The sequence below is a fragment of the Bradyrhizobium pachyrhizi genome, assembly GCF_029714545.1.
GTDB lineage: Bacteria > Pseudomonadota > Alphaproteobacteria > Rhizobiales > Xanthobacteraceae > Bradyrhizobium > Bradyrhizobium pachyrhizi.
On sequence record NZ_CP121667.1, the window covers coordinates 2,154,279 to 2,176,505 of the forward strand.

The window sequence follows — 22,227 nt, forward strand, 5'->3', positions numbered from 1 at the left end:
GGGTACTCCGTGCAAGGTTTTGTCGCCACCTGCCTCATCGGCATCAGCCTGGGTGCGCAGTACGCGCTGCTCGCCCTCGGCTTCACCCTGATCTTCGGCATTCTCGGAGTCGTCAATTTCGCACATGGCGGCTTCTACGTTCTCGGAGGATATCTCGCCTATTCCGCGGTGACCTATCTCGGTATGCCCTACGCGCTGGCGGTGATCTGCGCGGCGCTGGGCACCACGCTGCTCGGATTCCTGTTCGAACGCTTCGTGCTGGATCGCGTGATCGACGATCATCTGGCGACACTGATGCTGACGCTCGGCCTCTATTTGATGATGTCGAGCGGCATATTGGTGGTGTTCGGACCGCAATCTCCGGCCTTCGCCTTTCCATTGACCGGTGTCATTCACGGCCATGGCTTCTTTGTGCCGATCGAGAATCTCGTGGTGCTGGGCGTCTGCATCGTCGGAATCCTGTCGATCTACGGCCTGATCTATTACACCGATTTCGGTCGCGCGCTGCGTGCGCTGGCTGATGACCGCGCGGTGGCGACGGCGCAGGGACTGCGTCCGGCGATTCTGTTTCCGGCCGCCTTCGCCCTGGCGACGGGGCTCGCCGGCCTCACCGGCGCGCTGGTCACACCGATCCTGTCGCTTGCGCCGCATATCGGCGATCCTGTGCTGGCGACGTCCTTCCTGATCGTCATTCTCGGCGGTCTCGGTAGCGTCGGTGGTGCGACAGTCGCGGCTTTCATCGTCGGCATGGCGGAGGCGTTCTCGGCGGTCTATCTCGGTGGCTCGAAGGGCGCACTCGCGCTGTTCGTGCTCGTCCTGGTCATGCTGGTCGTCAAGCCATCGGGTCTGTTCGGCCACCGGGTTCGGGGAGCTTGAGCACATGACAGCCCGCACCCTTTCCAAGCGCGGCGACCTGGCCGAGGCAGCAAGCGTCGTGGTTATCGCGGCCGCTTTCGTAGTTCCCTGGCTCAGCCAGAACCCGATGGTCTATTCGCTGGCCAACCAGATGCTGATCGCGATTACGGCCGCGTTCAGCGTCTACATCATGCTCCGCATGAATCTGATGACCTTCGCGGTGCCGACCTTCATGGCGATCGGCGGTTACACCGTCGCGATCCTGGGGCTTCGTCACGGCGTGACCGATGTGCTGCTGCTGGGGCTTGCGAGCTTCGTGGTGCCGGCGCTGTTTGCACTGCCGCTCGGTGCGCTGGTGCTCCGTCTGACCGGCGTCTATTTCGTGCTGGTCACGTTCGTTCTCACCGAGATCACGCAACTGTTGCTGTTTGAAACGCCGGGGTGGACCGGCGGGTCCAATGGACTGGTCGGCATGCCGGCCGTGACGCTGTTCGGGCTGGAGCTCGCCGACAACCGCGCGGTGCTGCAAGTCACGATCGGGCTGGCGCTCGCCGGCGCTATCGTCACCGCTGCGGTGACCCGCACGCTGCGCCAGCATTTCGCGGCGATCGAGGAGAACGAACTGCTCGCCCAGAGTCTCGGCCTCGTCGTCTGGCACTACAAGGCGTTCGGCTTCGCCATCGCGGCGGGCGTATCCGGGCTCGCCGGCTTCGCTCTCGTCAACATGCTGCTCACCGCTCATCCGACCTCGTTCAGCGCGCTGTCATCGGTCAACTACATTGCCTATGCGATCATCGGTGGGAAGAGCAGCATGCTTGGCCCGGTTGTCGGTGGCGCTCTCCTGATCTGGGCGGGAGACGTTTTCGCATTGCGCGGGGAGTATTCCCAGTTCCTGTTCGGCTTCCTGATCGTGGTGGTGGTGCTGGTCGCGCGCGAGGGCGTCGTCGGGACGATCCATCGCCTCGGCGTCAGCGTGTTTTCTCCGCCGTCGCCGTCGCGGTCTTCCACCGTCGCCTCGTCGCCGACGCTGAGCGTGCCCAATGCGATGGAGCCCCTGCAATGACGACTGAACGCACCGGACGGACCGACGGCGGCGCGCTGCTCGAGGTCGCAGCCATCTCCAAGCGTTTCGGCGGGCTGCATGTCTTCGACAATATCAGCTTCGCCATCCCGCCAGGCGACGTCCTTGGCGTCATCGGGCCGAACGGCGCCGGCAAGACCACGCTCATCAACGTCATTTGCGGCATGCTGCCGCCGACCACCGGCCGGGTGCGGCTCTACGGCAAGGATATGACCGGCAAGCCGCTGCATGCCGTCAGTCGCATGGGAATTATCCGCAGCTTTCAACAGACCAACACCTTTCGTACGGCGTCGGTCCGCGAGAACATTTCGCGGGCCCTTCGCTTCAGCGGCAGCGGGCCCGGATGGGACAGCGTCGCGCCGCTGATCGACGAGTTCGAGCTCGAACCGCAACTCGACGAGCAGAGCGACAAGCTGCCATACGGGCTCCAGAAGATGCTGGGCCTCATTCTGGCTTGCGCCGCCCGGCCGAAAGTCCTGCTGCTCGACGAGCCGGCGGCCGGTCTCGAGCGGCGGGAGCGCCTGCGGGTCGATGCTTTCGTGCGCCACGTGAGGACGGTGCTCGGTTGCGGGGTCCTGATCGTCGAGCATGACATGGATCTCGTGCGCCGCCTCTGTCCGAGAATACTGGTGCTCGATTCCGGCCGTGTCCTGGCCGAGGGCGCTCCGGCCGACGTCCTGGCACGCAAGGATGTCATCGACGCCTATCTCGGGACAGTGGACGAGGAGGCGGCCTGATGCTGGTGGTGAAAGACCTCGAAGTCCGCTACGGCGGCATCACGGCAATCAGCGGCGTCTCGATCGACGTCGCCGAGGGCGAGACGGTCCTGCTGATCGGCGCCAATGGCGCCGGCAAGTCGAGCCTGATCAACGCCATCATCGGTCTGGTCCAGGCCTCGCATGGCAGCGTGCGCTTCGCGGGCCGTGATCTCAGTGCCGTATCCTGCGACGGGCGCGCGCGGGCCGGAATTGGGTATTCGCCCGAAGGGCGCCGCGTGTTCCCGACCATGTCGGTCGCTGACAATGTCCTGAGCGGCGCCTGCTGGCACGGCGGAGCGAGCCAACGCCAAGCCTGGGCCTGGCTTTGTGGCATCTTTCCGATCCTGAAGGAGCGCGCCAGCCAGCCGGCCGGACAATTGTCGGGGGGACAACAGCAGATCGTCGCCCTGGCGCGCGCCATGAGTTCGTTTCCCAAGCTGCTGCTGCTGGATGAGCCGTTTCTCGGACTTGCGCCGGTGTGGATCGCGCAGATCAGCGAGGCGATCCGCCATATGCAACAGCGCGGCGCGACCATTCTCATGACCGAGCAGATGGCGCGTCCGGCGCTCAAGCTTGCCACACGCGGCTACGTGATGCGCGGTGGTGAGGTCAGGCGGAGCGGCACCGTCGCCGAAATTCGCGACGTTGCGCTTGCCGAGGAGTATTTGTGATGTCCGCTACTCTGAACGCCACTGCGCTGCTCGGGACCTTCGCCGCAACGACGTCGGCGAGCGAACTGTCCCCGGATGTCGCCACGAAGGCAGCCATTTGCCTGCTCGACTCGCTGGGGCTCGCGCTCGCGGCGCGGCACGAGCCGACGGCCTCGGCCGCGCGCGCGATGGCGGCGGAGGTGCTGCCTGGACCGCGCACCGCGCGCATCTGGGCGAGCGGCAAACATGCCGCGCTGTCCGAGGCGGTTCTCGCCAATGGCATTGCCGTTCACGCCCATTTTCAGGACGATACCGACCACGATTCATGGACGCACCCGGGATCCCTGATTGCGCCGGTCGCGGTGTCGCTTGGCGAAACGCTGGATGCGCCGCTGCGCACCGTGTTGACCGCTCTCACGGTCGGCTATTCCACGCTCAAATGGCTTGGTGCGGGTGAAGTCGTTGCCCGCGGCCTGATCCGCAGGGGCGTGCGGACCAGCCCGACCTTCGGCACGATCGGCGCCGCGGCGACGGCCGCAGCCGCACTCGGGCTCGATCCACCGAGGTCTACCAGCGCGGTTGCGATCGCGTCCTGCACGACCGGCGGCACGCTGGAGCCGGTGCGCTGCGGCTCCGACGAATGGCGCGTGCAGAACGGGCGCGCCGCCCAGGGTGGGCTGGTGGCCGCGGAGCTTGCGGCGCGCGGCGTCCAGGGCGCGCCTGATGCGCTGGAAGGACCGAAGGGGTTGTTGCGCTCGCTTGCCGGCCTCGATCGCACGCCAGAACAATGGCAGCGAGGCCCCGATGTCGCGACGATGATCGGCATCATGGCAAAGCCGTTCGCAACCCTGGGCGACAATATGTCGGCGGTGCTGGCGGCGCATGTGCTTCACCGCGACGGCATCGATCTGTCGCAGGTAAAGCTGATCACCGTGACGATCTGGGAGCCCTATACGCAGTATCCGGGAACGTCCTTCAAGGGACCGTTCACGCGGACGGTGCAGACCCAGGCGAGCACCGCCTTTGCGGTCGCCGCCATGCTGCGCTACGGCCGCCTCGACTACGAGATGGGCGTCGAGCACCGCCAGGACCGGGAGATCATGGCACTCGTCGAAAAGACGATCGTCGAGCCGGACGCGATCGGTACCCATCTCGACGCGACCGTCGAGCTGGAGATGGAAAATGGTGCGCGTCTTCGCCGGACCGCGCGCGAGGCGCCCAAGGTTCTGGTGTTCCAGGACGAAGCCCGTGCCACCGAGGTTTTTGAGAGCCGCCTGGTCGGCACCGGAATTCCGGCCGGCGAAGGCGCCAGCCTTGCGGCCGAGGTTTTCGCTTCGGCACGTAGCGGCGGATCGATGCCTGTGCGCAGGCTGCTCGACCGCCTGACCCGATCTCGGAGGGATGCGATCAAATGAAACTTGGACTTGAAGGCAAGACTGCGATCGTCACCGGCGGCAGCAAGGGCATTGGTCTTGAGACCGTACGCTTGCTGGCGGAGGAGGGTGTCAAGGTTCTGGTCTGCGCGCGCCGCGAGGACGCGCTGGCCGAATGTCGTTCTGACGTCGAGCGGAGCACCGGCGTCAAGGTCGAAACGCTGTCGCTTGATGTGACGGATCTGAAGCAGATCGAGCGGCTGCCGGCGGTCGCCCGCGACCGTCTCGGCCGTATCGACATCCTGGTCAACAATGCCGGCACCGGCACCTACAAGCCGTTCCTCGAAGTCACCGACGAGGAATTGCAATACGGCATGGCGATCAATTTCTTCGCTCAGTTCCGTATCTGTCAGCGCATCATCCCGATCATGATCGAGCAGAACGGCGGCAGCATCATCAACGTGTCGGGCGAAACCGGGATCATGGTGACGATGCCGCCGTTCCTGTCGTCCTGCACCGGTCCGGCCAAGTCGGCCGAAATCCGCTTCTCCAAGATTCTCGCCAACGAATTCGGGCCGCACAACATTCGCGTCAACTGCGTCGTTCCTGGGTTCGTCAATACTCCGGAACGTTTTGCAAAATGGGAGCGCGAACTCGCCAAGCGCAATCTGGGCGAAGAGGAGGCGGAAGCCGAACGCAAGCGCTGGTCGGAAAATAATTCGATGCGCAACACGCGCTGGGGCACGCCGGAGGAACTCGCCAATTTGATTGTCTTCGCGCTGTCCGACCGCGCGAGCTTCGTCAACGGCGCGGTGCTGGTTGCCGACAATGCGCAGGACAAGTCGTGAAAGCGACGCCGCTCGACGTGATGAACCGATTGATGACAACAGGAACGGCGGCGGCCCTTGCGGCGGCCGGGAGGATTTGATGGACGTTGACAAGCCGCTCGCTGGTATCACCGTGGTTGAACTCGGACACAGCGTGGCCGCCCCCTATGCCGGACTGATTCTGGCCGATCTCGGCGCTCGCGTGGTCAAGGTCGAAAATCCCAAGAGTGGCGATTATGCGCGTGGCTGGGGGCCGCCGTTCTGGAACGGGACGGCAAGTGTGTTCCATAGTCTCAATCGCGGCAAGGAAGGCATCACCGTCGATTTCGGTGCAGCGGAGGATTGCGAGAGGCTGAAGTCGCTGATCCTGAACGAGGCGGATGCCGTCATCCAGAATCTGCGGCCCGGCATTCTGGACAAGTTTGGTCTCACCGCGGATGCGCTTAGCGCCGCGAAGCCATCGCTGATCTGGTGCGACATCGGCGCGTTCGGCGCCAAGGGGCCGCTCGCCAGCAAGCCCGGCTACGATCCGCTCGCCCAGGCCAGCACCGGCATCATGAGCGTCACCGGCGAGGGCGGACGGCCGCCGGTGCGTGTCGGCGTCTCGCTGGTCGACATGGGGTCCGGCATGTGGGCAGTGATCGGCATGCTCGCTGCGTTGGTGGCGCGCAACAAGGGCGGTCAGGGTCGCAGCATTGCGACCTCGCTTTACGAGACCGGGCTCGCGTGGATGACCGTTCCGCTGGCCGGCTATGCGGCGTCAGGTGAGGTGCGCAAGCCCTATGGATCGGGCACCGCGGAAATCGCGCCCTATCAGGCATTTGAGGCGTCCGACGGATGGCTGATGATTGCCGCCGGCAACGACAATCTGTTCCGCAAGCTGTGCGTGGCGTTGAATCTCGAAGCGCTTGCGCATGATCCTGACTTCGCGACCAACGCGGCAAGGGTCGTCAACCGCGAACGACTGATCCCGCAAATCGCGGCCGCGGTGCGTAAGTATACGGCCGATGCGCTTGGCGGCATTCTCGACGGGGCCGGGGTTCCCAATGCACCGCTGCTGACCACCGATCAGGTTGCGGAGCATCCGCAAACCCGCGCGCTCGACATGATGGTGCGATGTGCCGGCGACGATATCGATCTTGTCGGCGTTCCGCTTGCCTTCGACGGTACGCGACCGCGCGCACGCACCGCTGCGCCGGCGCTCGGCCAGCACAATGCCATTCTTCGAAAGCCTGCGAGCAAGGGAGCCATCAATGCGAACTGATTTCCAGACCATCAAGGTCGAACGGCGTGATGGCGATATCCTGCTGGTCACGTTGCACCGGCCGGAAGCGTCGAATGCGATGAACACCCAGATGGGCCTCGATCTGGTGGAACTGTTCGAGGGCTTCTCGACCGACATCGAGGGGTTGCGCGCGGTGATCCTGACCGGACACGGCGACAAGGCGTTCTGCGCCGGGGGCGATCTGAAGCAGCGCAACGGCATGACGGACGAGGCCTGGCAGGCGCAGCATCTGGTCTTCGAGCGCATGCTGCGCGCTCTGCTGGGCTGTCCGATTCCCGTGATCGGCGCGATCAATGGTGCGGCCTATGGCGGCGGCTGCGAGATCGCGGCGGCGCTCGACTTCGTCTACGCCTCGACCAATGCACGCTTCGCGCTGACCGAAGTGACGCTCGGCATCATGCCAGGTGGCGGCGGCACGCAGAATCTGCCGCGCGCCGTCGGCGAGCGCCGCGCCAAGGAATTGATCCTGTCCGGGCAGCCGTTCTCGGCCGCCGAGGCCGAGCAGTGGGGGCTGGTCAATCGGGTGCTGCGGCCAGGGGAATTGCTGGAGGCGACCTTCGCCATCGCCCATCGCATCGCTGCCAATGGCCCGATCTCGGTGCGCCAGGCCAAGCAGGCGATCCATCGCGGTTTGCAGATGTCGCTCGCCGATGGCCTCGCCTTCGAGATCGAAGCCTACAACCGTCTGGTCCCGACGGCGGACCGACGCGAAGGCGTGCTGGCGTTCAACGAGCGCCGCAAACCCAACTTTCAAGGCAAGTAGGAGAAGGCGCGAAGTGCGTGAGAAAGCTCATGTTCGCGAGGTCGGACCCCGCGACGGCATTCAGATGGTCAAGACCATCTTGCCGAGCGCGCGCAAGCTGGCCTGGTGCCGTGGCGCGGTGGAGGCCGGAATCCGCGAGATCGAGGTGACCTCATTCGTGCCGGCCAAGGTGATCCCGCAATTTGCCGACGCGGAGGAGGTGGCCCGCGGGGCACTGACAATGCCGGGCTTGCGGCCGTCGGTTCTGGTTCCGAATCTGAAGGGGGCCGAGCGCGCCTTCGCGCTCGGTGTGCCAATCGTCAACTACGTGCTGTCGGCGAGCGAGGAGCACAATCAGGCCAATGTTCGCCGCAGCACCGAGGAGTCGTTGCAGGACTTCGCGCGCATCGCTGCGGCGCGCGATCAGCGCCCCGGAGCACGAATCGGACTTGGTGCGGGCATCGCGACCGCGTTCGGCTGCACGATCTCGGGGGCGGTATCGGAGGCACGAGTGGTCGAGATCGCGGTGCGGCTCGCCGGGATGGGCGCCGACGAGATCATCGTCGCCGACACGGTCGGCTATGGCGATCCGGGTCAGGTCCGCCGCCTGATGGGCGCAGTGATCGCAGCGGTGCGTCCACTGCCGGTCGCCTGCCACTTCCACGACACGCGCGGTCTCGGTCTCGCCAATGTGACGGCGGCACTGGATGCGGGTGTACGCGCGTTCGATGCATCCCTCGCCGGACTCGGCGGCTGTCCGTTCGCACCCGGCGCCACCGGCAACATCGACACCGAGGATACCGTTTTCCTGCTCGAACAACTTGGTTTCGATACCGGCGCCGATGTCGAGCGGCTGGTCGCCTTGCGACGCGAGGTCGAGAGCTGGCTGCCCGGCGAACGGTTCTCCGGCGCGATCGCCCGCGCCGGCCTGCCCAAAACGTTCCGCGTGTCGGCCAGCGCCGCCGCCTGAAAGGATATGACATGAACTATCACGACGCCGCCCAAACCGCCGACATGGAGGTCACCGTCGCGTTGGGCGAGGATTTCTCCGACCTGCGCAACACGGTGCGGCAGATCTGCAAGGGCTTTCCGGGCGAATACTGGCGCAAGCTCGACGATCAAAGCGCCTATCCGACCGAATTCGTCGCGGCGTTGACGGAAGCGGGATTCCTCGGCGCGCTGATTCCGGAGGAATATGGCGGTTCGGGCCTGCCGCTTCGTGCGGCCGCGGTGATCCTCGAAGAGATCAATGCGAACGGCTGCAGCGCCAGTCCCGCGCACGCCCAGATGTACATCATGGGTACATTGCTCCGTCACGGCAACGAAACCCAGAAGCGGACCTACCTGCCGGAGATCGCGGCGGGCCGGCTGCGGCTGCAGGCCTTTGGCGTGACCGAGCCCAATACCGGCTCCGATACCACCCAGCTCAAGACTCGCGCCGAGCGTCAGGGGGATGTCTATGTCGTCAACGGCCAGAAGGTCTGGACGTCGCGGGCGCTGCACTCCGACCTGATGCTGCTGCTGGCGCGCACCAGTCCGGTCGGTCAGGTGAAGCGGCGCACCGACGGACTTTCGGTGTTCCTCGTCGACTTGCGTGAGGCCAAGGGCAACGGCGTCGAAATCCGTCCGATCAAGGCGATGGTCAATCACAACACGACAGAGGTGTTCATCGAGAACCTGAAAGTGCCCGCCGCCAATCTCATCGGGGAGGAAGGCAAGGGCTTTCGCTACATCCTCGACGGCATGAACGCCGAGCGGATCCTGGTCGCCTCCGAATGTGTGGGCGACGGGCGCTGGCTTCTCGGCAAGGGTGTCGCCTATGCCAATGAGCGGCGCGTCTTCGGACGATCGATCGGCCAGAATCAGGGCATCCAGTTTCCACTGGCGCGTGCCTACGCCGAACTCGAAGCCGCCGACATGATGTGCCGCCGTGCCGCCGCGCTGTTCCAGGCTGGGCAGCCCTGCGGAGCAGACGCCAACATCGCCAAGCTGCTGGCGTCGGAGGCCACCTGGAAGGCGGCCGATACGACATTCCAGACCCATGGCGGCTTCGCCTTTGCGCAGGAATACGACGTCGAGCGCAAATGGCGTGAGGTCCGTCTTTACCAGACAGCCCCAATCTCGACCAACATGGTGCTGGCCTTTGTGGCGCAGCACGTGCTCGGTCTTCCGCGTTCCTACTGAGGAGACGACCCATGCTGGATATCACGCGTCAGACGGCGAATTTTGTAGCCGGCCTCAAGCTGTCCGATCTGTCCGACCGCTGCCGCGAGGCGGCGCGGACCGGCATCATCGACTGCGTCGGCGTCATGATCGCTGGCGCCGCCGAGCAGCCGGTGCGGATCGTGTCGGCGATGGTGGCCGCGTCCACCCAGAACGACGGCGCGCCCGAGGTTCCGTCGGGTCGCAATCTCGCGGCGCCGGATGCCGCGCTCGTCAACGGTGTCGCGGCGCATGTGCTCGACTATGACGACGTGGCGCTGGCCGGACATCCGAGCACCGTTCTGGTGCCGGCCATCCTGGCCGAAGGCTGGTCGCTCGACTCCGGCGGCGCCGACGCACTTGCCGCCTATGCCGCGGGCTACGAAGTTTGGGCGCAGGTCATTGCGCTGGAGCCCGGTCACCTCCATGAGCGCGGCTTTCATCCGACGGCCGTGATGGGTGCGCTTGCCACCGCGGCCGCCTGTGCGCGGCTGCGCAATCTCGACTCCACGAAGACCGCGCATGCCATCGCGATCGCCGCTTCGCTCGCCTCCGGACTGGTCGCCAATTTCGGCACCATGACCAAATCGCTGCATGCCGGTCGCACCGCCCAATCTGGCGTGCTTGCCGCGCGTCTCGCCGATCAGGGATTTACCGCATCGCTGGACGTGCTCGAGCACCAAACCGGCTTCCTGCGCGCCCATTCGCCCTCGGGCACGCCGGATATCGAAAACGGCACGATCGATATCGGCCGCAACTGGCGGCTTGCCGATCTCGGCATCAATGTAAAGCGCTATCCGACCTGCTATGCGACCCATCGTTCGATCGACGCGATGATTGGCCTGGTGAATGCGCACAAGCTCAAACCCGACGACGTGAAGGAAATTCGGGTCCACACCGGCGTCACCCAAAGGCTGATGTTGCGCAACACCAATCCGCAGACCGGTCTCGAGGCCAAGTTCAGCATGGAATTCGCGATGACCGCCGCGCTGATCGCCGGCCGCGTCGGGCTGTCCGAGCTCACCGACGAGTTCGTCTCGCGGCCCGACGTCGGCGCTACCTTCGCCAAGGTCCACTGTACGACAACCGATGAAATCATGCCGGGAGATCAGCCGTTCGCGCCGGCCGACTGCGTCAGCGTCGTGTTGACATCGGGCGAAGTGCTTGAGCACGCGCCGGTGGTTCATGCCAAGGGCAGCTGGCAGCGCCCGCTTTCGCGCGACGAACTGCAGGATAAGTTCATGGACTGCGCGACCCGGGTGTTCAAGCAAGGCGAGGCCGACGCCCTGTTCGAGCAGCTCTGGAATATCGAGGACCTCAGGTCGATCCGTTCGCTGCGCCTGACCAACGACCGGAGCGACGCATGAGCGCGGCAATGGCTGGGAAGGGATCGACGCCGCGCATCTGGCACCAGTCGGTCAACGAGCTCGATCATCTCGAAGTCTACAAGCGCGCGCTCGAGGCCCATGCGGCGGAAATTCTTGGCGACGACGCCGAGGTCGTCGTCCACGGGCTTCCGTCCGGATCATACGCCGGCGCTTCGGCCACTGCGGTGCTCGGCAATGCATTCGCCTATCACCGCATTCTCAGCCGGGTGATCGACAATGCGATCGCGGCCGAGCGGCAGGGTTATGATGCCTTCGTGATCGGTTCGTTCAGCGAACCGTTTCTGCGCGAGATCCGCTCCGCGGTGGATATTCCCGTCGCCTCGCTGACCGAGAGCGGCCTGCTGGTCGGCTGCTCGCTCGGCAGCTATGTGGCATTGATCTCCAATGCGCCGGCGGTGCAGTGGATGACCAAGGTTGCGGTCGATAAGCACAAGCTCGCCGCGCGTGTGCTGGAGGTCGCGGCGATGGATCCGCCGCTCGACGAGCCGCAGCTGGCGCGTGCTTACGCCGACCCGGCTCCGGTCATCGCAAATTTCACGGCCGCGGCCGAGCGCCTGGTGGCGCGCGGCGCTGACGTCATCATTCCGGCGGAAGGTGTGCTGGCGGAACTCCTTGTTCGTCACGGCGTCCATCGCATCGCCGGCGCTCCCGTGATGGACGTGTTTGCCGTCACCTGGGCCTACGCGCTGATGCAGATCAGGCTCTGGTCGAAGGCACAACTTGGCGTGGGCCGGAGCTGGCACCACAGGCGCGACGATGCAGCGATCGTTGCAAGATTTTGGCAAGGGGACGCACAATGAGCACTTCACCCTCAACGCAAGTCGCAGGAGTCTATCACCGCAAGCTTGGCGATGCGCTGGTCACAGGCCTCAGCGATGGTTACGTCGACATGGGATACACGATCTTTCGCAATATCCCCGAGGAGGAAACCAAAGCCATTCTGGCGCGCGATCATCGCACCTCGCCGCCGCGCATCTCGGTCAACGCCTTTGCCGTGCGCATGGACAACCGGACCTACCTGATCGACTGCGGATCAGCGGATCTGATGGGGCCGACCTGCGGCCGCCTGCCGGCAAATCTCGCTGCCGCCGGCATCGATCCGGCCTCGGTCGACGCGGTGCTGCTGACCCATGTTCATCCCGACCATTCCAACGGGCTGACAGATGCCGCAACCGGAACGCGGCTGTTTCCCAATGCGGAAGTCATCGTCCATGAGAACGAGATCAATCACTGGTTCAACGATGAGGCGATGGCCAAGGCGGCCGAGCGGCCCCGGCGCCGCTATTTCGAGGCCGGCCGCACCCAGCTGAAGCCCTATATGGCTGCCGATCGCGTCAAGACTTTCCGGAAGGGCGAGGTGCTCCCGGGCGTCACGGCGATCCCGATCCACGGTCATACCCCCGGCCACGCCGCCTATGTCGTATCGTGCGGCGGCGAATCAATGGTGGTTTGGGGGGACACGGTCCATGTGCCGGAGATCCAGGTTGCACGTCCGGAAGTGACGATGGAATTCGACACCGACCCCGAGGCCGCCGCGGCCGCTCGTCAGATGATGTTCGACATGGTGGTCACTGACGACATGCTGGTCGGCGGCATGCATCTGCATTTCCCCGGGTTCGGACATATGCGGCGCGAGGCAGGCCGATACAGCCTGGTGGCGGAGCAGTGGGCGTTCGAAGTATGAGCCGCAATATCGTCGAAGCCGACGCCATCTGATCGTTCCGGAACAAGGACGGGAGGCCAGGCCGTTTGGATCACGGTGGAGAAATGCACAAATCATTTGCCTTCGGCCGGCTGATAGCACCTGCGGCCGAATTGGCTTCCGCGTATTGTGCAGGGGATTGAGGTCTCAGCCCCGGTGATGGTGATGGCAGAACAGCAAACGGCAGGTCGCGGAAGCAAATTGACGATCCGCGACGTGGCGACCGCAGCGGGCGTTTCGACCGGCACGGTGTCGCGGGTGCTCAATGCCAATGCCACCGTCCATCCCGACATCCGCCGGAAGGTCCAGCGCGCAATCGACGATCTGGGCTATACGCCGAACGCGGTGGCGCAGAGCATGCGCATCCGGTCGACCCACACGATCGGCTGCATCTTGCGTGAGATCAACATTCCGCAACTCGCGGGTTTCGTCAAAGCCGCGCACGACGTGCTGGACGAGGTCGGCTTCTCGCTGCTCATCTCCAACTCGGAAGGCCGCAAGGAGCGTGAGCGGGAGCTGCTCAGCCGGCTGTCGCGGCGGCAGGCCGACGGCGTGATGATGGGGCCGTACACGCCGGTCGCCGGTGAGTTCGAGGCCTTCCTGCGCGATCTCGATATTCCGATCGTGCTGATCGATCGTGATCAGCCGGATTGGACTGATGCCGTTATGGCCGATCACGCTGAAGGGATGCGCGTCGCGGTCAGTCATTTGCTGGATCTCGGTCATCGGCGCGTGGCGCTGATCACCGGCGACGCCGGGCTCTATCCGGCGCGCGAACGCGTTCGCGGCTATCAGGAGGCTTTTGCCGCGCGAAATCTCGAGCCTGATCCTTCGCTCGTTCACGCGGGGAGCTTCCTGCCCGGCGCGGGATTTCGTATCACCTCGGCATTGCTCGGCCAGCGCAACCCTCCGACCGCGATCATTTCCGGCGGCATCGACATGCTGTCTGGCGTGCTGCGCGCGGTGCGCGGGCGAGGCCTGCGGATACCGGAGGACGTGTCGCTGATCGCGTCGGGCCATTCCGAGCTCGCCGAGCTCGTCTCGCCGGCGGTCGCCATCATCGGCTGGGATCAGGCGGAGGTCGGCCGGATTGCGGCCGGCATGCTGCTCGATCGCATCCGAAACGACGGTCCGCGCGAGCCGCGGCGCGTGCTCGTGCCCAACGAGTTCATCCCGCGCGCGTCGCTGGGGCCCCCAAGACGTACCTGAAGACTTGCCGTCCATGGCACGACCGGACGGCCATAGCATGCAAGGAGACAGTTCCATGAGTGGTGAAATGATCAACGGCAAAGAAGACGAGCGGCCGATGCTGTTCCAGCCACTCACGATTCGAGGCCTTACGCTGAAGAACCGTCTCGTCGTGCCGCCGATGGTCCATTACAGCTGCGAACCGGGAAATACCTGCGGAGCGTTTCATCTCGTTCATCTTGGTCGCTATGCGCTCGGTGGATTCGGGCTCGTCTTCGTCGAAGTGACGGCGGTGGAGGAAGTCGGGCTCACCAACGAAAACGATCTCGGCATCTGGAATGACGAGCAGGCCGAGAGCTTCAAGCCGCTGGTCGCCTTCATGAAGCGTCAGGGGACGGCGATCGGCATCCAGATCGGCCATGGCGGCCGCAAGTCGTCGGCACAGTCCGCCATGCAGGGCATGGGGCCGCTGACCGAGGAGAATCTGAAAGCCGGCGCCAGGATCTGGCAGCCGGTCGGCCCGACCGCCGAGCCGGTCGCCAAGGGCTGGCTGACGCCACGGCAATTGACCACTGCCGAGTGCAAGGCCATGGTCGGTACCTGGGCAGCCGCTGCAAGGCGAGCGGTTGCCGCCGGGTTCGACACCATCGAGATCCACACCGCGCACGGCTATCTGCTGGCCTCGTTCCTGTCGCCGGTCTCCAACACACGCAATGACGAGTACGGCGGCGACCGCGCTGGCCGCATGCGTCTGCCGCTCGAGATCGTCGAGGCGGTGCGCCGCGAAATGCCGGCGGACATGCCGCTGTTCGTGCGCGTCTCGTCCGTCGACGGCACTGTCGAGGGCTGGAACATGGATGATACGGTCGCCTTCGCGCACGAGCTGAAGGCGCGCGGCGTCGACGTCGTCGACTGTTCCTCCGGCGGAATCTCCGGCGCGGCTACGGCAGCGCAAGTGCCGCGCAGCCTCGGCTTCCAGGTTCCCTTCGCCGAGCGCGTGCGCAAGGAGGCGGATGTCACCACCATGGCCATCGGCATCATTCTCGAGGCGCAGCAGGCCGAGGCCATCCTTCAAAAAGGCCAGGCCGACCTCATTGCCGTCGGGCGGCAGTCGCAGTTCAATCCTAACATCGCCCACCACTGGGCGCACGATCTCGGCATCAACAGCCGTTTCGAAGATTGGTCGCCGGAGTTCGGCTGGTGGCTCGAGAAGCGGATCAAGACACTCCAGGGCTTTGCCACGCCGACGGGTGTCGTTACGCGCCACTCCTGACTGGCGTCACGCACATCGCTCGCGGCCGGTGAACGGAACGCCGCCCGCAGCATCGCTGCTATCTTCGAGGATCCGCAGTACCGCGCGACGGGCATCATGTCGCGGGTCGCAGGAGCCTGTTTCAGATTCGCTGCTGAACTTCCGCCGAGGAGATATCGGCGAAGCGGTCGCACAACAGGTTCTTCTGCACCTTCCCCGTCGCGTTGCGTGGAAGTGACTCGGCAACGACGATCGAACTGACGTCTTCGCTTTGCCGGATCTCGACAAACGGCGGCGAAATCATTTCGTGGAGGGTCCGGGTTTTTACGGGCTGAGCGTTAACGCTACCGCACGAGCACAAAGGCGGGGGTCTTGTCAGGAAGCGATTTGGCCAGTTTATTCGAGAGATTGCAGTACGTTATTCTTATTGTAGAGCGCATTTCCGATGAAAGCCATCGAGCAGATCGTTGCCGGCTACGTTTCATTGAAGGATCGCCAAGCCTTGGAAAAGCTGAGGCACCATCGTCAGCAATTGCTGGATGATGTTCAGATGCACACCATTCCAGGGTTCAAGCCGTCGATTGTGAGCGATATCCTTCGCGAGGAGATCGAGGTCATCGAAGGCGCGCTAGCGCGCGTGAATGAGGATCGACCATAGTCATGAGCAAAAACTTCGACGAGATCGAGACACTGAAACCAATGGCCTGCGGCGCCATCACCGATCCCAGTCTGAGGATGATATATGAAGCTATCCGCGGCGCGCTCGAGGCCGACGATGAATTCGAGGCAAGCGGCAAAGATCCCAAATTCCGAGTCCGGTCGACGGCCGAATGGAAGCGGCATGCCACCGATCTTGAGGCGGAGATGCTGAAGCGAGGGCTCGAGTTCGACGTTATCGATTGGACGAATGGTCAGAGCGAACGGCGGGAAAGCCGGTGAAGGCACTCGCTGATCATGCGTAAACGCCGTTGCGATGGCACCAACGGACAAACGTGTAGATGGACCAGACCCGCGACCAGTACATGCCGGGCGCTCCGTCGAGAAAGGCTCGCCAAAGTCGCTCGACCGCGGCGGGATTCAGGCCCGTAGGCGCGATCGCCTGCGGATCGCGCATGGTCCGATCCATGGCGTCCTTCAATCCGCGGCGAATCCACCGGTCAAAGGGCATGACGAAGCCGGTCTTTGGGCGCTCGAAGAGCGCAGGATCGAGACCGCGCAATCCGATCCGCCGAAGCATATCTTTGCGCCCCAAGGGCTGATATCGCGCTTGGTCCGACAGGGCGTCGACGCTTTCAAACAATACGTGGTCGACCAGCGGAACGCGCTGCTCGAGCGAACTGGCCATGCTTGCTGCATCATTATCGCGCAGGAGGCGTTCACCCAAAAAGAGACGTTGTTCCATCACGCTAATAGCGGAAACAGGGGTACGGCCTGCCGTTTCGGCCATCAGCCGCCGGCGCATCGCGTCGGGAAGGCCGTCCACGAGCGCGCTCGCGAAATCCGGTGCAAGCAATTCACCCTGAAATCCAGGCAGGAAGAGTGCGTAGGCCATCTGGTATAACGCCAGCAGATCCTCGCTACGATCGACCATATCCGGAAGCTTCGCCCAGCGCGTTTGAGGCGCTACGGGATGCGAGGATCGTCGCAAGGGCCATGTCAGCAAGGCTGCAGCCTTGGCTTGCCATTTTCTGGGAAAGGCGCGGCCCCGATGACACCACTGCTGCAAGATCGGAAGATCGCGATACGTCGGATACCCGCCGAACAGCTCGTCGCCCCCGGTTCCCGACAGCGCGACGGTAAAGCCTGCTTCGCGAATAGCCCGGGAGATGAAATAGGCGTTCAGTCCATCGAAGGTTGGCTGGTCGAGACTATCGAGGGCGTCGTCCAGACTGTCGACGAACCGCTGCTCGGACAACACTACCTCATGATGCTGAGTGCCGATTGCCGCAGCGGTCTGCCTTGCGAACGGCGCTTCGTTGAACTGCTGGTCCTCGAACGCGAGCGTGAAAGTATGAACCGGGGCGTCAGCGGTCAGTTGCGCGAGATTTGCCATCGCGGAGGAATCGATGCCGCCCGACAGGAAAACCGCGAGCGGCACATCACTGGCGAGGTGAAGCTTCATCCCTTCGTCGAGGATCGAGGCAAGCGTCGCTTCGTCCATTGTCGGCTTTGGCGACTCTCCGGGAATGCGCCAGAAATCGTGCTCGCTTATTTTACGGCCTGCCCCGTCAAACTCGGCGTAGTGACCCGGCGCAAGAAGTTCAACACCCTGGACCGAGGTGCAAGGGCCGACCACAAACCCGTTCCATACGTTGCTCGCAACCGCCTGCGGATCAAGGCGCGGCGTTCCGAGCAAGCCTGAGGCCAGCAATGCACGTAGTTCGGATGCAAATATCAGCGACCACGTCGTGTTCGGATTGCTGGACTGTGCGATATAGAGCGGCTTGATGCCGAGCTGGTCGCGCGCAAGCAGAAGTCGTCGCTGTTGGGGATCCCAGCTTGCGAATGCGAACATGCCGCGCAGCCATCCGACTGCCTCCAGGCCATGCAGGCCGAGTGCCCGCAGCATGACGGCGGTGTCGCCGCTGGACCGAAAAGACTGCCCTTCGCTCTCGAGGCGTTTGCGCAGGGCGACATAGTTGTAGATTTCGCCGTTGAACGAAATCACGTGCCCGGTTGTATCGTCCACCATCGGTTGAGCGCCGGCGGACGACAGATCAAGGATCGAGAGACGGCGGTGATCAAGCATGACACCCCAGCCGCGGGCATCCGGCGTTGAAGCCCACGAGCCATGGCCGTCCGGTCCGCGATGGATCATGGCCTTGCTCATCCGAGCGAGCGCGGCCCGGTTGTTTTCGTCAAGCCGGCCGATGATACCGGAGATACCGCACATTCAATCGTCGCCTTCGCGGCTTGAGCTTGAGCTGGCCCGCACGAGGTAACGTTGCGGAGAACCTACCAAGACTGCTTCGGCAATGCTTCTACGTCGAAAATCCAAGCGGATAAATGGATACGCCGCCTTTCTATCATTGTTTCGTTAAGAGGAACGCGGCAACTATTAACGCAAGGCTCAAGCTTAAGCATTGAGTAAGCCGAGCTGTGTGAATGTGGGCCCCAGCGAGCATCTCAGTACCTGCCGATGTGGCAGGCAGGTTTGGATCGATGCACTCAGACCGCCTAAATGTTCTCTTCGTCTCACAGATGCCTGCGAGCCCGCCGCGGATCGGCGCGCAGGCACGCATGCACGGTTTGATGACGGAATTGGCTCAACGTCATGACCTGACGGCAGTCATGCTCGTGGATGACGAGCACGACATCGAGGAATGCCGAACTGCCATGCAGGCCTACTGCCGCAGGGTGGTGCTCGTGCGTAACCCGTTCGGTCGCGATGGGATGCCGAAGCGCCTGCTTCAACTGCGCTCCCTGGTATCGCCCCTCAGCTTCGAGCGTTTGCGAATCACGGCAGACGTAGTGCGTCAGACGCTGGACGACTTGCTGGGGTCGACGCGCTTCGACGTGGTTAATCTCGAGTTCACGTTCCTTGGTCACTACGAGCTGCGCAAGGCGCCGGCAGGAGAGAAGCTTCCAGTATTGGTCGTGGATTCTCACAACATCGACTACGACCTTGCCCGCCAGTACGCCCAAAGCGGCGACAGTCTGTTTCGTCGCCTTTATTCCGAGGTCAATTGGCGCAAGCTTCGGAAGGAGGAGCTCGGGACCTATCGTGACGCGGATGGCGTCTATCTGTGCAGCGCGACTGACGAACGTCGGCTGCTTGAAGAAGTGCCGGAAGCCAGGACTACTGTCATTCCCAATGCCGCGGATATCGAGTTCTATCGCCCGCGTGCCGACGATCCGAAGCCCGACGGACGCACTGTCGTGTTCTTTGGCCTCTTGTCGTATGCACCGAATGTCGACGGTGTCATCCACTTCATCAACGATATATGGCCGCGCATCGCGGCCAGCCATCCGGATGCGCGTTGCAAGATCATTGGCGGTTCGCCGCCCTCCGCCCTGTTAGCGCTGGCAGGTCCCCGAATCGAGTTCACCGGCTTCGTGCCGGATCTGAGACCGCATCTTGCCGAGGCGGCAGTCGTCGTCGTCCCTCTGCGATTGGGAGGCGGGACACGGCTCAAGATTGTCGAGGCTATGGCGATGGGCAAGGCAATCGTCTCGACAACCTTGGGCGCCGAGGGGATCGAGGCCGTGCCGGATCGTGACATCATGATCGCGGACGATGTCGAGAGCTTTGCCGCCCGCGTCAGCGGCCTGCTGGGCGATGCCGATCGTGCCGCGGATCTCGGACGTTCCGCAAGGCATTTGGCCGAAAGCAAGTATGCCTGGAGTTCAGCAGCTCGCGCTCTCGAGGGTTTTTACCGTACGAGGCTCGCCATCAGCAGTTGCGGTACGGATGGGCAGGCGCCAACGCGTCGCCAGCAGCAACGGGGCGTCGAGCGCTGAAGAACCGCTTCAGTTCCAGGAAACGCTTTTCGACGAATTCATAGCTCAGATAAGCGATTAGCAGCGAGACGAGCGCGCCCGCTGTCGCCTGTATTGCCACGGCTGCGCTGTGAGAGCCAAGCCATTCGCCGAGTGTCAGTTCGGTTCGATGAGTCACAAGGTAGTATGATATGAAGTGATGGTAGACGTACAGGCCGTAGCTATAGGTCCCGAGAAGCATCAAGGGGCGGCTGCAGAAAAGGCGCGATACCAAGGAATGCTTTGGCGCGACAAGCACCCAGATGAGGAGACAGGCCAACAGCACGGTGATGATGGAAGACCGAACCGGAAGGACGAAAGCGTTACCTTGGTCGGTCACCAGGCGCGTCCAGATGAAGGTCAGGGACAGCAAGCCAAATGCAGTGGTCGCAACGTATGGAAGGGCACCCACAAGTCGCTGAAGTCCGCCCTGTTGTCGGACCACCACGGCGAGAAAGGCGCCGAGTGCCAGACCGTCCAGGCGAAACGGTGTCAACACATAGGTTGTCCACCAGCTAAGCCCGGCCAAGGAGCCGCCCAAGCGAGCGAGCATCGCAGCAGCCGACAGGCCAAGGCTGACCACAATCAACTTTCTCGGTTGCTTCGTGACCAGATATACGACGAGCGGCCAGAAGAAATAGAAATGCTCCTCGATGCAAAGCGACCAGAGATGCTCCAGATACGAGAATGACCAGTCACCGTTCCATGCGATGTAGACGTTGACGCCGTATAGCCAGGCCCAGGCCTGACGATCTATCAGATAGTCGAGGGTCGGACCACGCAGCGGGCTCAAAAGTGGAGCGACGAAGAAGACGAGCGCGAGCACGCCATAATAGAGCGGAAAAATACGCAGCACTCGCCGTATATAGAAATTGCGAAAGAAGTTCGGCTCCTCCCGTGAATCATAGAGGATTCCGGTGATGAGAAAGCCGGACAGGACGAAGAACAACTCGACGCCATAGGAGCCGTAGTTGGTGATTCCGACGACGATCTTCTCGACAGCGTTGGTCGGCAACGTATTGCCGACGAAGTGCAGTAGCATCACCATCACGATGGCAAGTCCCCGCACTCCGTCGAGCGCAGGAATGTGTCCGTGAAGGCGGGGCCACCGGTCGCGGACAGTTGCCTCGGCGGATTCGGTTGCCGGCAGCATACCTGCCGCGGGAGTCGATCCCGCCAGGCCAATTGTCGTCATCGGGACGACGTAACGATGGTTGTCGCGCCGGAGATGCTGCCGTTGGCGAGTCCCTTCAGCGTGTAGGCATCGATCCCGGCGACGATTGGATCGCTCACGGTGCCGATGATCATCCGAAGGTAAGTCATGAACTTTGTCGCTTCGACAGATGTTGCGTTGGACGCGAAGATGACATCCTTATTCCGCATCTCGAATTCTGTCGCGATGAAGTAGCCGCCGGGATCTCTCAAATCGAGAATATAGATAACGGGGACAAGGGGCCCGCTATAGCGAGTGCAGTCGACGCCGAGCTGCTTGGCAACTTCGCGTGGTTCTCCTCGGTAGATAAACACCGACCCAGGGTCAGCGTGATCATCCTTAAGGCCACCCGCCTTCGCCATGGCCTCGGCCAGTGACAGGCGCCAGGCTCCGAACGAGAACTGCCCCTGTTGCCCGGCGGCGCCCATCGCGAGGAAGGTTTGCGGCTGCGTGTACACGTAGACCGTATCCTGGGGACGAACAAAGATGTTGTTTGCCGGTTGGCTGAGCAGCGATCCGAACGGTGCAGTACCGTGCCGTCCATCGCGTTCGAGGGTCACCCAGGTATCGAAGCCGGGATTTTTGGGCCCGCCCGCCCGCGTGATGATGTCGAGCAGCCGCTCGCCGCTGGCGCTTGCAGGCAAGCGCGCAGGCTGTCCGACCTCGCCCAATACGCTGATCGAGGTTGCCTTCTGATCCACCAGCGCAACCACCGCCTGTGGTTCGATCGCACGATCCTGCAGGGACTTCACGATTGCATTCTGGACTTCGTCCGGTGTCCGGCCCGCGGCGCGGATGGAGCCACCGTACGGAACCGTGATGTTGCCTTTGTAATTCACGGCCTGATTGGGCAAGTTGACGTAATTACCCTGACGCGTACCGGCTTCGGTCGGAGTAAACAGGCCACCGGCCATCGATTCAAACAACGTCACGCTCACCGTGTCGCCGATGCCAAAGCGAATCTCGGGCGGGCCGCGGCGATCCGTGAAAACGCGGTCGATCCGCGTAGAGTTGCGCACCAGCACCCTCTCGGTGTCGGTCGTCAGACGTACCAGAGCATAGTGCACGCTTTCAGGGTCGGTCTGCCCCGCGCGGACATAGGAGCTTGCCGGTCCCGAGGTCGGCATGGTCGAGCAGCCAGCGAGCGCGATTGTCGCTGTGACGGCCAAAGCGCCCAATAGGCGGCCACCACTGAGACGCGAGGAATTGCCAGCCGAATGCGCCGGCGCCAC

General features: G+C 63.3%; 22 protein-coding genes. 18 read left to right on the forward strand and 4 right to left on the reverse strand.

The window, feature by feature from the left end:
- The first annotated feature begins 9 nt into the window (after nt 1–9).
- From QA639_RS09905 to QA639_RS09975, 15 genes are all read left to right on the forward strand, one after another.
- Nucleotides 10–876: a branched-chain amino acid ABC transporter permease gene (locus tag QA639_RS09905; protein WP_028333424.1), complete on the forward strand. Its 867-nt coding sequence runs from the start codon at nt 10–12 to the stop codon at nt 874–876.
- A gap of 4 nt (nt 877–880) precedes the next feature.
- Nucleotides 881–1,918 (forward strand): branched-chain amino acid ABC transporter permease, encoded by a 1,038-nt coding sequence (locus QA639_RS09910; protein ID WP_283089678.1) that lies wholly within the window; start codon nt 881–883, stop codon nt 1,916–1,918.
- The gene (locus tag QA639_RS09915; RefSeq protein ID WP_283089679.1) at nt 1,915–2,673 is read left to right on the forward strand and encodes an ABC transporter ATP-binding protein; all 759 of its coding nucleotides are present in this window, start codon (nt 1,915–1,917) and stop codon (nt 2,671–2,673) included. Before QA639_RS09910 ends, QA639_RS09915 begins: the two co-directional genes overlap by 4 nt.
- Nucleotides 2,673–3,365, forward strand: a complete 693-nt coding sequence (locus QA639_RS09920; RefSeq protein WP_283089680.1) for an ABC transporter ATP-binding protein — start codon at nt 2,673–2,675, stop codon at nt 3,363–3,365. Before QA639_RS09915 ends, QA639_RS09920 begins: the two co-directional genes overlap by 1 nt.
- A complete protein-coding gene (locus QA639_RS09925) occupies nt 3,365–4,759 on the forward strand; it encodes an MmgE/PrpD family protein (protein WP_283089681.1) in 1,395 nt (464 codons plus the stop codon). Before QA639_RS09920 ends, QA639_RS09925 begins: the two co-directional genes overlap by 1 nt.
- On the forward strand, nt 4,756–5,565 hold the full coding sequence (locus QA639_RS09930) for an SDR family NAD(P)-dependent oxidoreductase (protein ID WP_283089682.1): 810 nt from the start codon (nt 4,756–4,758) through the stop codon (nt 5,563–5,565). Before QA639_RS09925 ends, QA639_RS09930 begins: the two co-directional genes overlap by 4 nt.
- A 79-nt stretch (nt 5,566–5,644) precedes the next feature.
- Nucleotides 5,645–6,808, forward strand: a complete 1,164-nt coding sequence (locus QA639_RS09935) for a CaiB/BaiF CoA transferase family protein (RefSeq protein ID WP_050387516.1) — start codon at nt 5,645–5,647, stop codon at nt 6,806–6,808.
- Nucleotides 6,798–7,592 carry an enoyl-CoA hydratase/isomerase family protein gene (locus QA639_RS09940; RefSeq protein ID WP_050387515.1) on the forward strand — a complete coding sequence of 265 codons (795 nt, stop codon included), beginning with the start codon at nt 6,798–6,800 and terminating at the stop codon, nt 7,590–7,592. The genes QA639_RS09935 and QA639_RS09940 overlap by 11 nt, the downstream gene beginning before the upstream one ends.
- 13 nt (nt 7,593–7,605) lie before the next feature.
- Nucleotides 7,606–8,541: a hydroxymethylglutaryl-CoA lyase gene (locus tag QA639_RS09945; RefSeq protein ID WP_283089683.1), complete on the forward strand. Its 936-nt coding sequence runs from the start codon at nt 7,606–7,608 to the stop codon at nt 8,539–8,541.
- Between the two features lie 11 nt (nt 8,542–8,552).
- The gene (locus tag QA639_RS09950; RefSeq protein WP_428841149.1) at nt 8,553–9,755 is read left to right on the forward strand and encodes an acyl-CoA dehydrogenase family protein; all 1,203 of its coding nucleotides are present in this window, start codon (nt 8,553–8,555) and stop codon (nt 9,753–9,755) included.
- Between the two features lie 11 nt (nt 9,756–9,766).
- On the forward strand, nt 9,767–11,140 hold the full coding sequence (locus QA639_RS09955; RefSeq protein ID WP_283089684.1) for an MmgE/PrpD family protein: 1,374 nt from the start codon (nt 9,767–9,769) through the stop codon (nt 11,138–11,140).
- Nucleotides 11,137–11,961, forward strand: coding sequence for an aspartate/glutamate racemase family protein (locus tag QA639_RS09960; RefSeq protein WP_028333414.1), 825 nt, complete (start codon nt 11,137–11,139; stop codon nt 11,959–11,961). The genes QA639_RS09955 and QA639_RS09960 overlap by 4 nt, the downstream gene beginning before the upstream one ends.
- Nucleotides 11,958–12,845, forward strand: coding sequence for an MBL fold metallo-hydrolase (locus tag QA639_RS09965; RefSeq protein ID WP_028333413.1), 888 nt, complete (start codon nt 11,958–11,960; stop codon nt 12,843–12,845). Before QA639_RS09960 ends, QA639_RS09965 begins: the two co-directional genes overlap by 4 nt.
- Before the next feature lie 219 nt (nt 12,846–13,064).
- Nucleotides 13,065–14,072: a LacI family DNA-binding transcriptional regulator gene (locus QA639_RS09970; RefSeq protein ID WP_244978375.1), complete on the forward strand. Its 1,008-nt coding sequence runs from the start codon at nt 13,065–13,067 to the stop codon at nt 14,070–14,072.
- 55 nt (nt 14,073–14,127) lie between these two features.
- Nucleotides 14,128–15,324, forward strand: a complete 1,197-nt coding sequence (locus tag QA639_RS09975) for an NADH:flavin oxidoreductase/NADH oxidase (RefSeq protein ID WP_283089685.1) — start codon at nt 14,128–14,130, stop codon at nt 15,322–15,324.
- A 121-nt stretch (nt 15,325–15,445) separates the two neighbouring features.
- On the opposite strand, the gene QA639_RS09980 is transcribed toward QA639_RS09975, so the two are convergent.
- Nucleotides 15,446–15,607 carry a hypothetical protein gene (locus QA639_RS09980; protein WP_157340734.1) on the reverse strand — a complete coding sequence of 54 codons (162 nt, stop codon included), beginning with the start codon at nt 15,605–15,607 and terminating at the stop codon, nt 15,446–15,448.
- A 141-nt stretch (nt 15,608–15,748) separates the two neighbouring features.
- Between QA639_RS09980 and QA639_RS09985 the strand changes: the two genes are divergently transcribed.
- Both QA639_RS09985 and QA639_RS09990 read left to right on the forward strand, forming a co-directional pair.
- Entirely contained in the window at nt 15,749–15,961 is a 213-nt protein-coding gene (locus QA639_RS09985; protein WP_157340732.1) for a hypothetical protein, read from the forward strand.
- Between the two features lie 2 nt (nt 15,962–15,963).
- Nucleotides 15,964–16,242 (forward strand): hypothetical protein, encoded by a 279-nt coding sequence (locus QA639_RS09990; RefSeq protein WP_038377337.1) that lies wholly within the window; start codon nt 15,964–15,966, stop codon nt 16,240–16,242.
- 13 nt (nt 16,243–16,255) lie between these two features.
- Here the strand turns inward: QA639_RS09990 and asnB are convergent, their stop codons facing one another.
- Nucleotides 16,256–18,196: an asparagine synthase (glutamine-hydrolyzing) gene (gene asnB, locus QA639_RS09995; RefSeq protein ID WP_157340730.1), complete on the reverse strand. Its 1,941-nt coding sequence runs from the start codon at nt 18,194–18,196 to the stop codon at nt 16,256–16,258.
- Between the two features lie 347 nt (nt 18,197–18,543).
- Here asnB and QA639_RS10000 point away from each other — a divergent pair, with 347 nt between their 5' ends.
- Complete coding sequence (locus QA639_RS10000) at nt 18,544–19,764, forward strand: glycosyltransferase family 4 protein (RefSeq protein WP_244978373.1); 1,221 nt, start codon at nt 18,544–18,546, stop codon at nt 19,762–19,764.
- Here the strand turns inward: QA639_RS10000 and QA639_RS10005 are convergent.
- Together QA639_RS10005 and QA639_RS10010 are read right to left on the reverse strand one after the other, a co-directional pair.
- The gene (locus tag QA639_RS10005; RefSeq protein ID WP_157340726.1) at nt 19,697–20,977 is read right to left on the reverse strand and encodes an acyltransferase family protein; all 1,281 of its coding nucleotides are present in this window, start codon (nt 20,975–20,977) and stop codon (nt 19,697–19,699) included. The two genes, QA639_RS10000 and QA639_RS10005, sit on opposite strands and share 68 nt — an antisense overlap.
- Nucleotides 20,974–22,122, reverse strand: a complete 1,149-nt coding sequence (locus tag QA639_RS10010; RefSeq protein ID WP_317250112.1) for a polysaccharide biosynthesis/export family protein — start codon at nt 22,120–22,122, stop codon at nt 20,974–20,976. Before QA639_RS10010 ends, QA639_RS10005 begins: the two co-directional genes overlap by 4 nt.
- Nucleotides 22,123–22,227 lie beyond the last annotated feature (105 nt).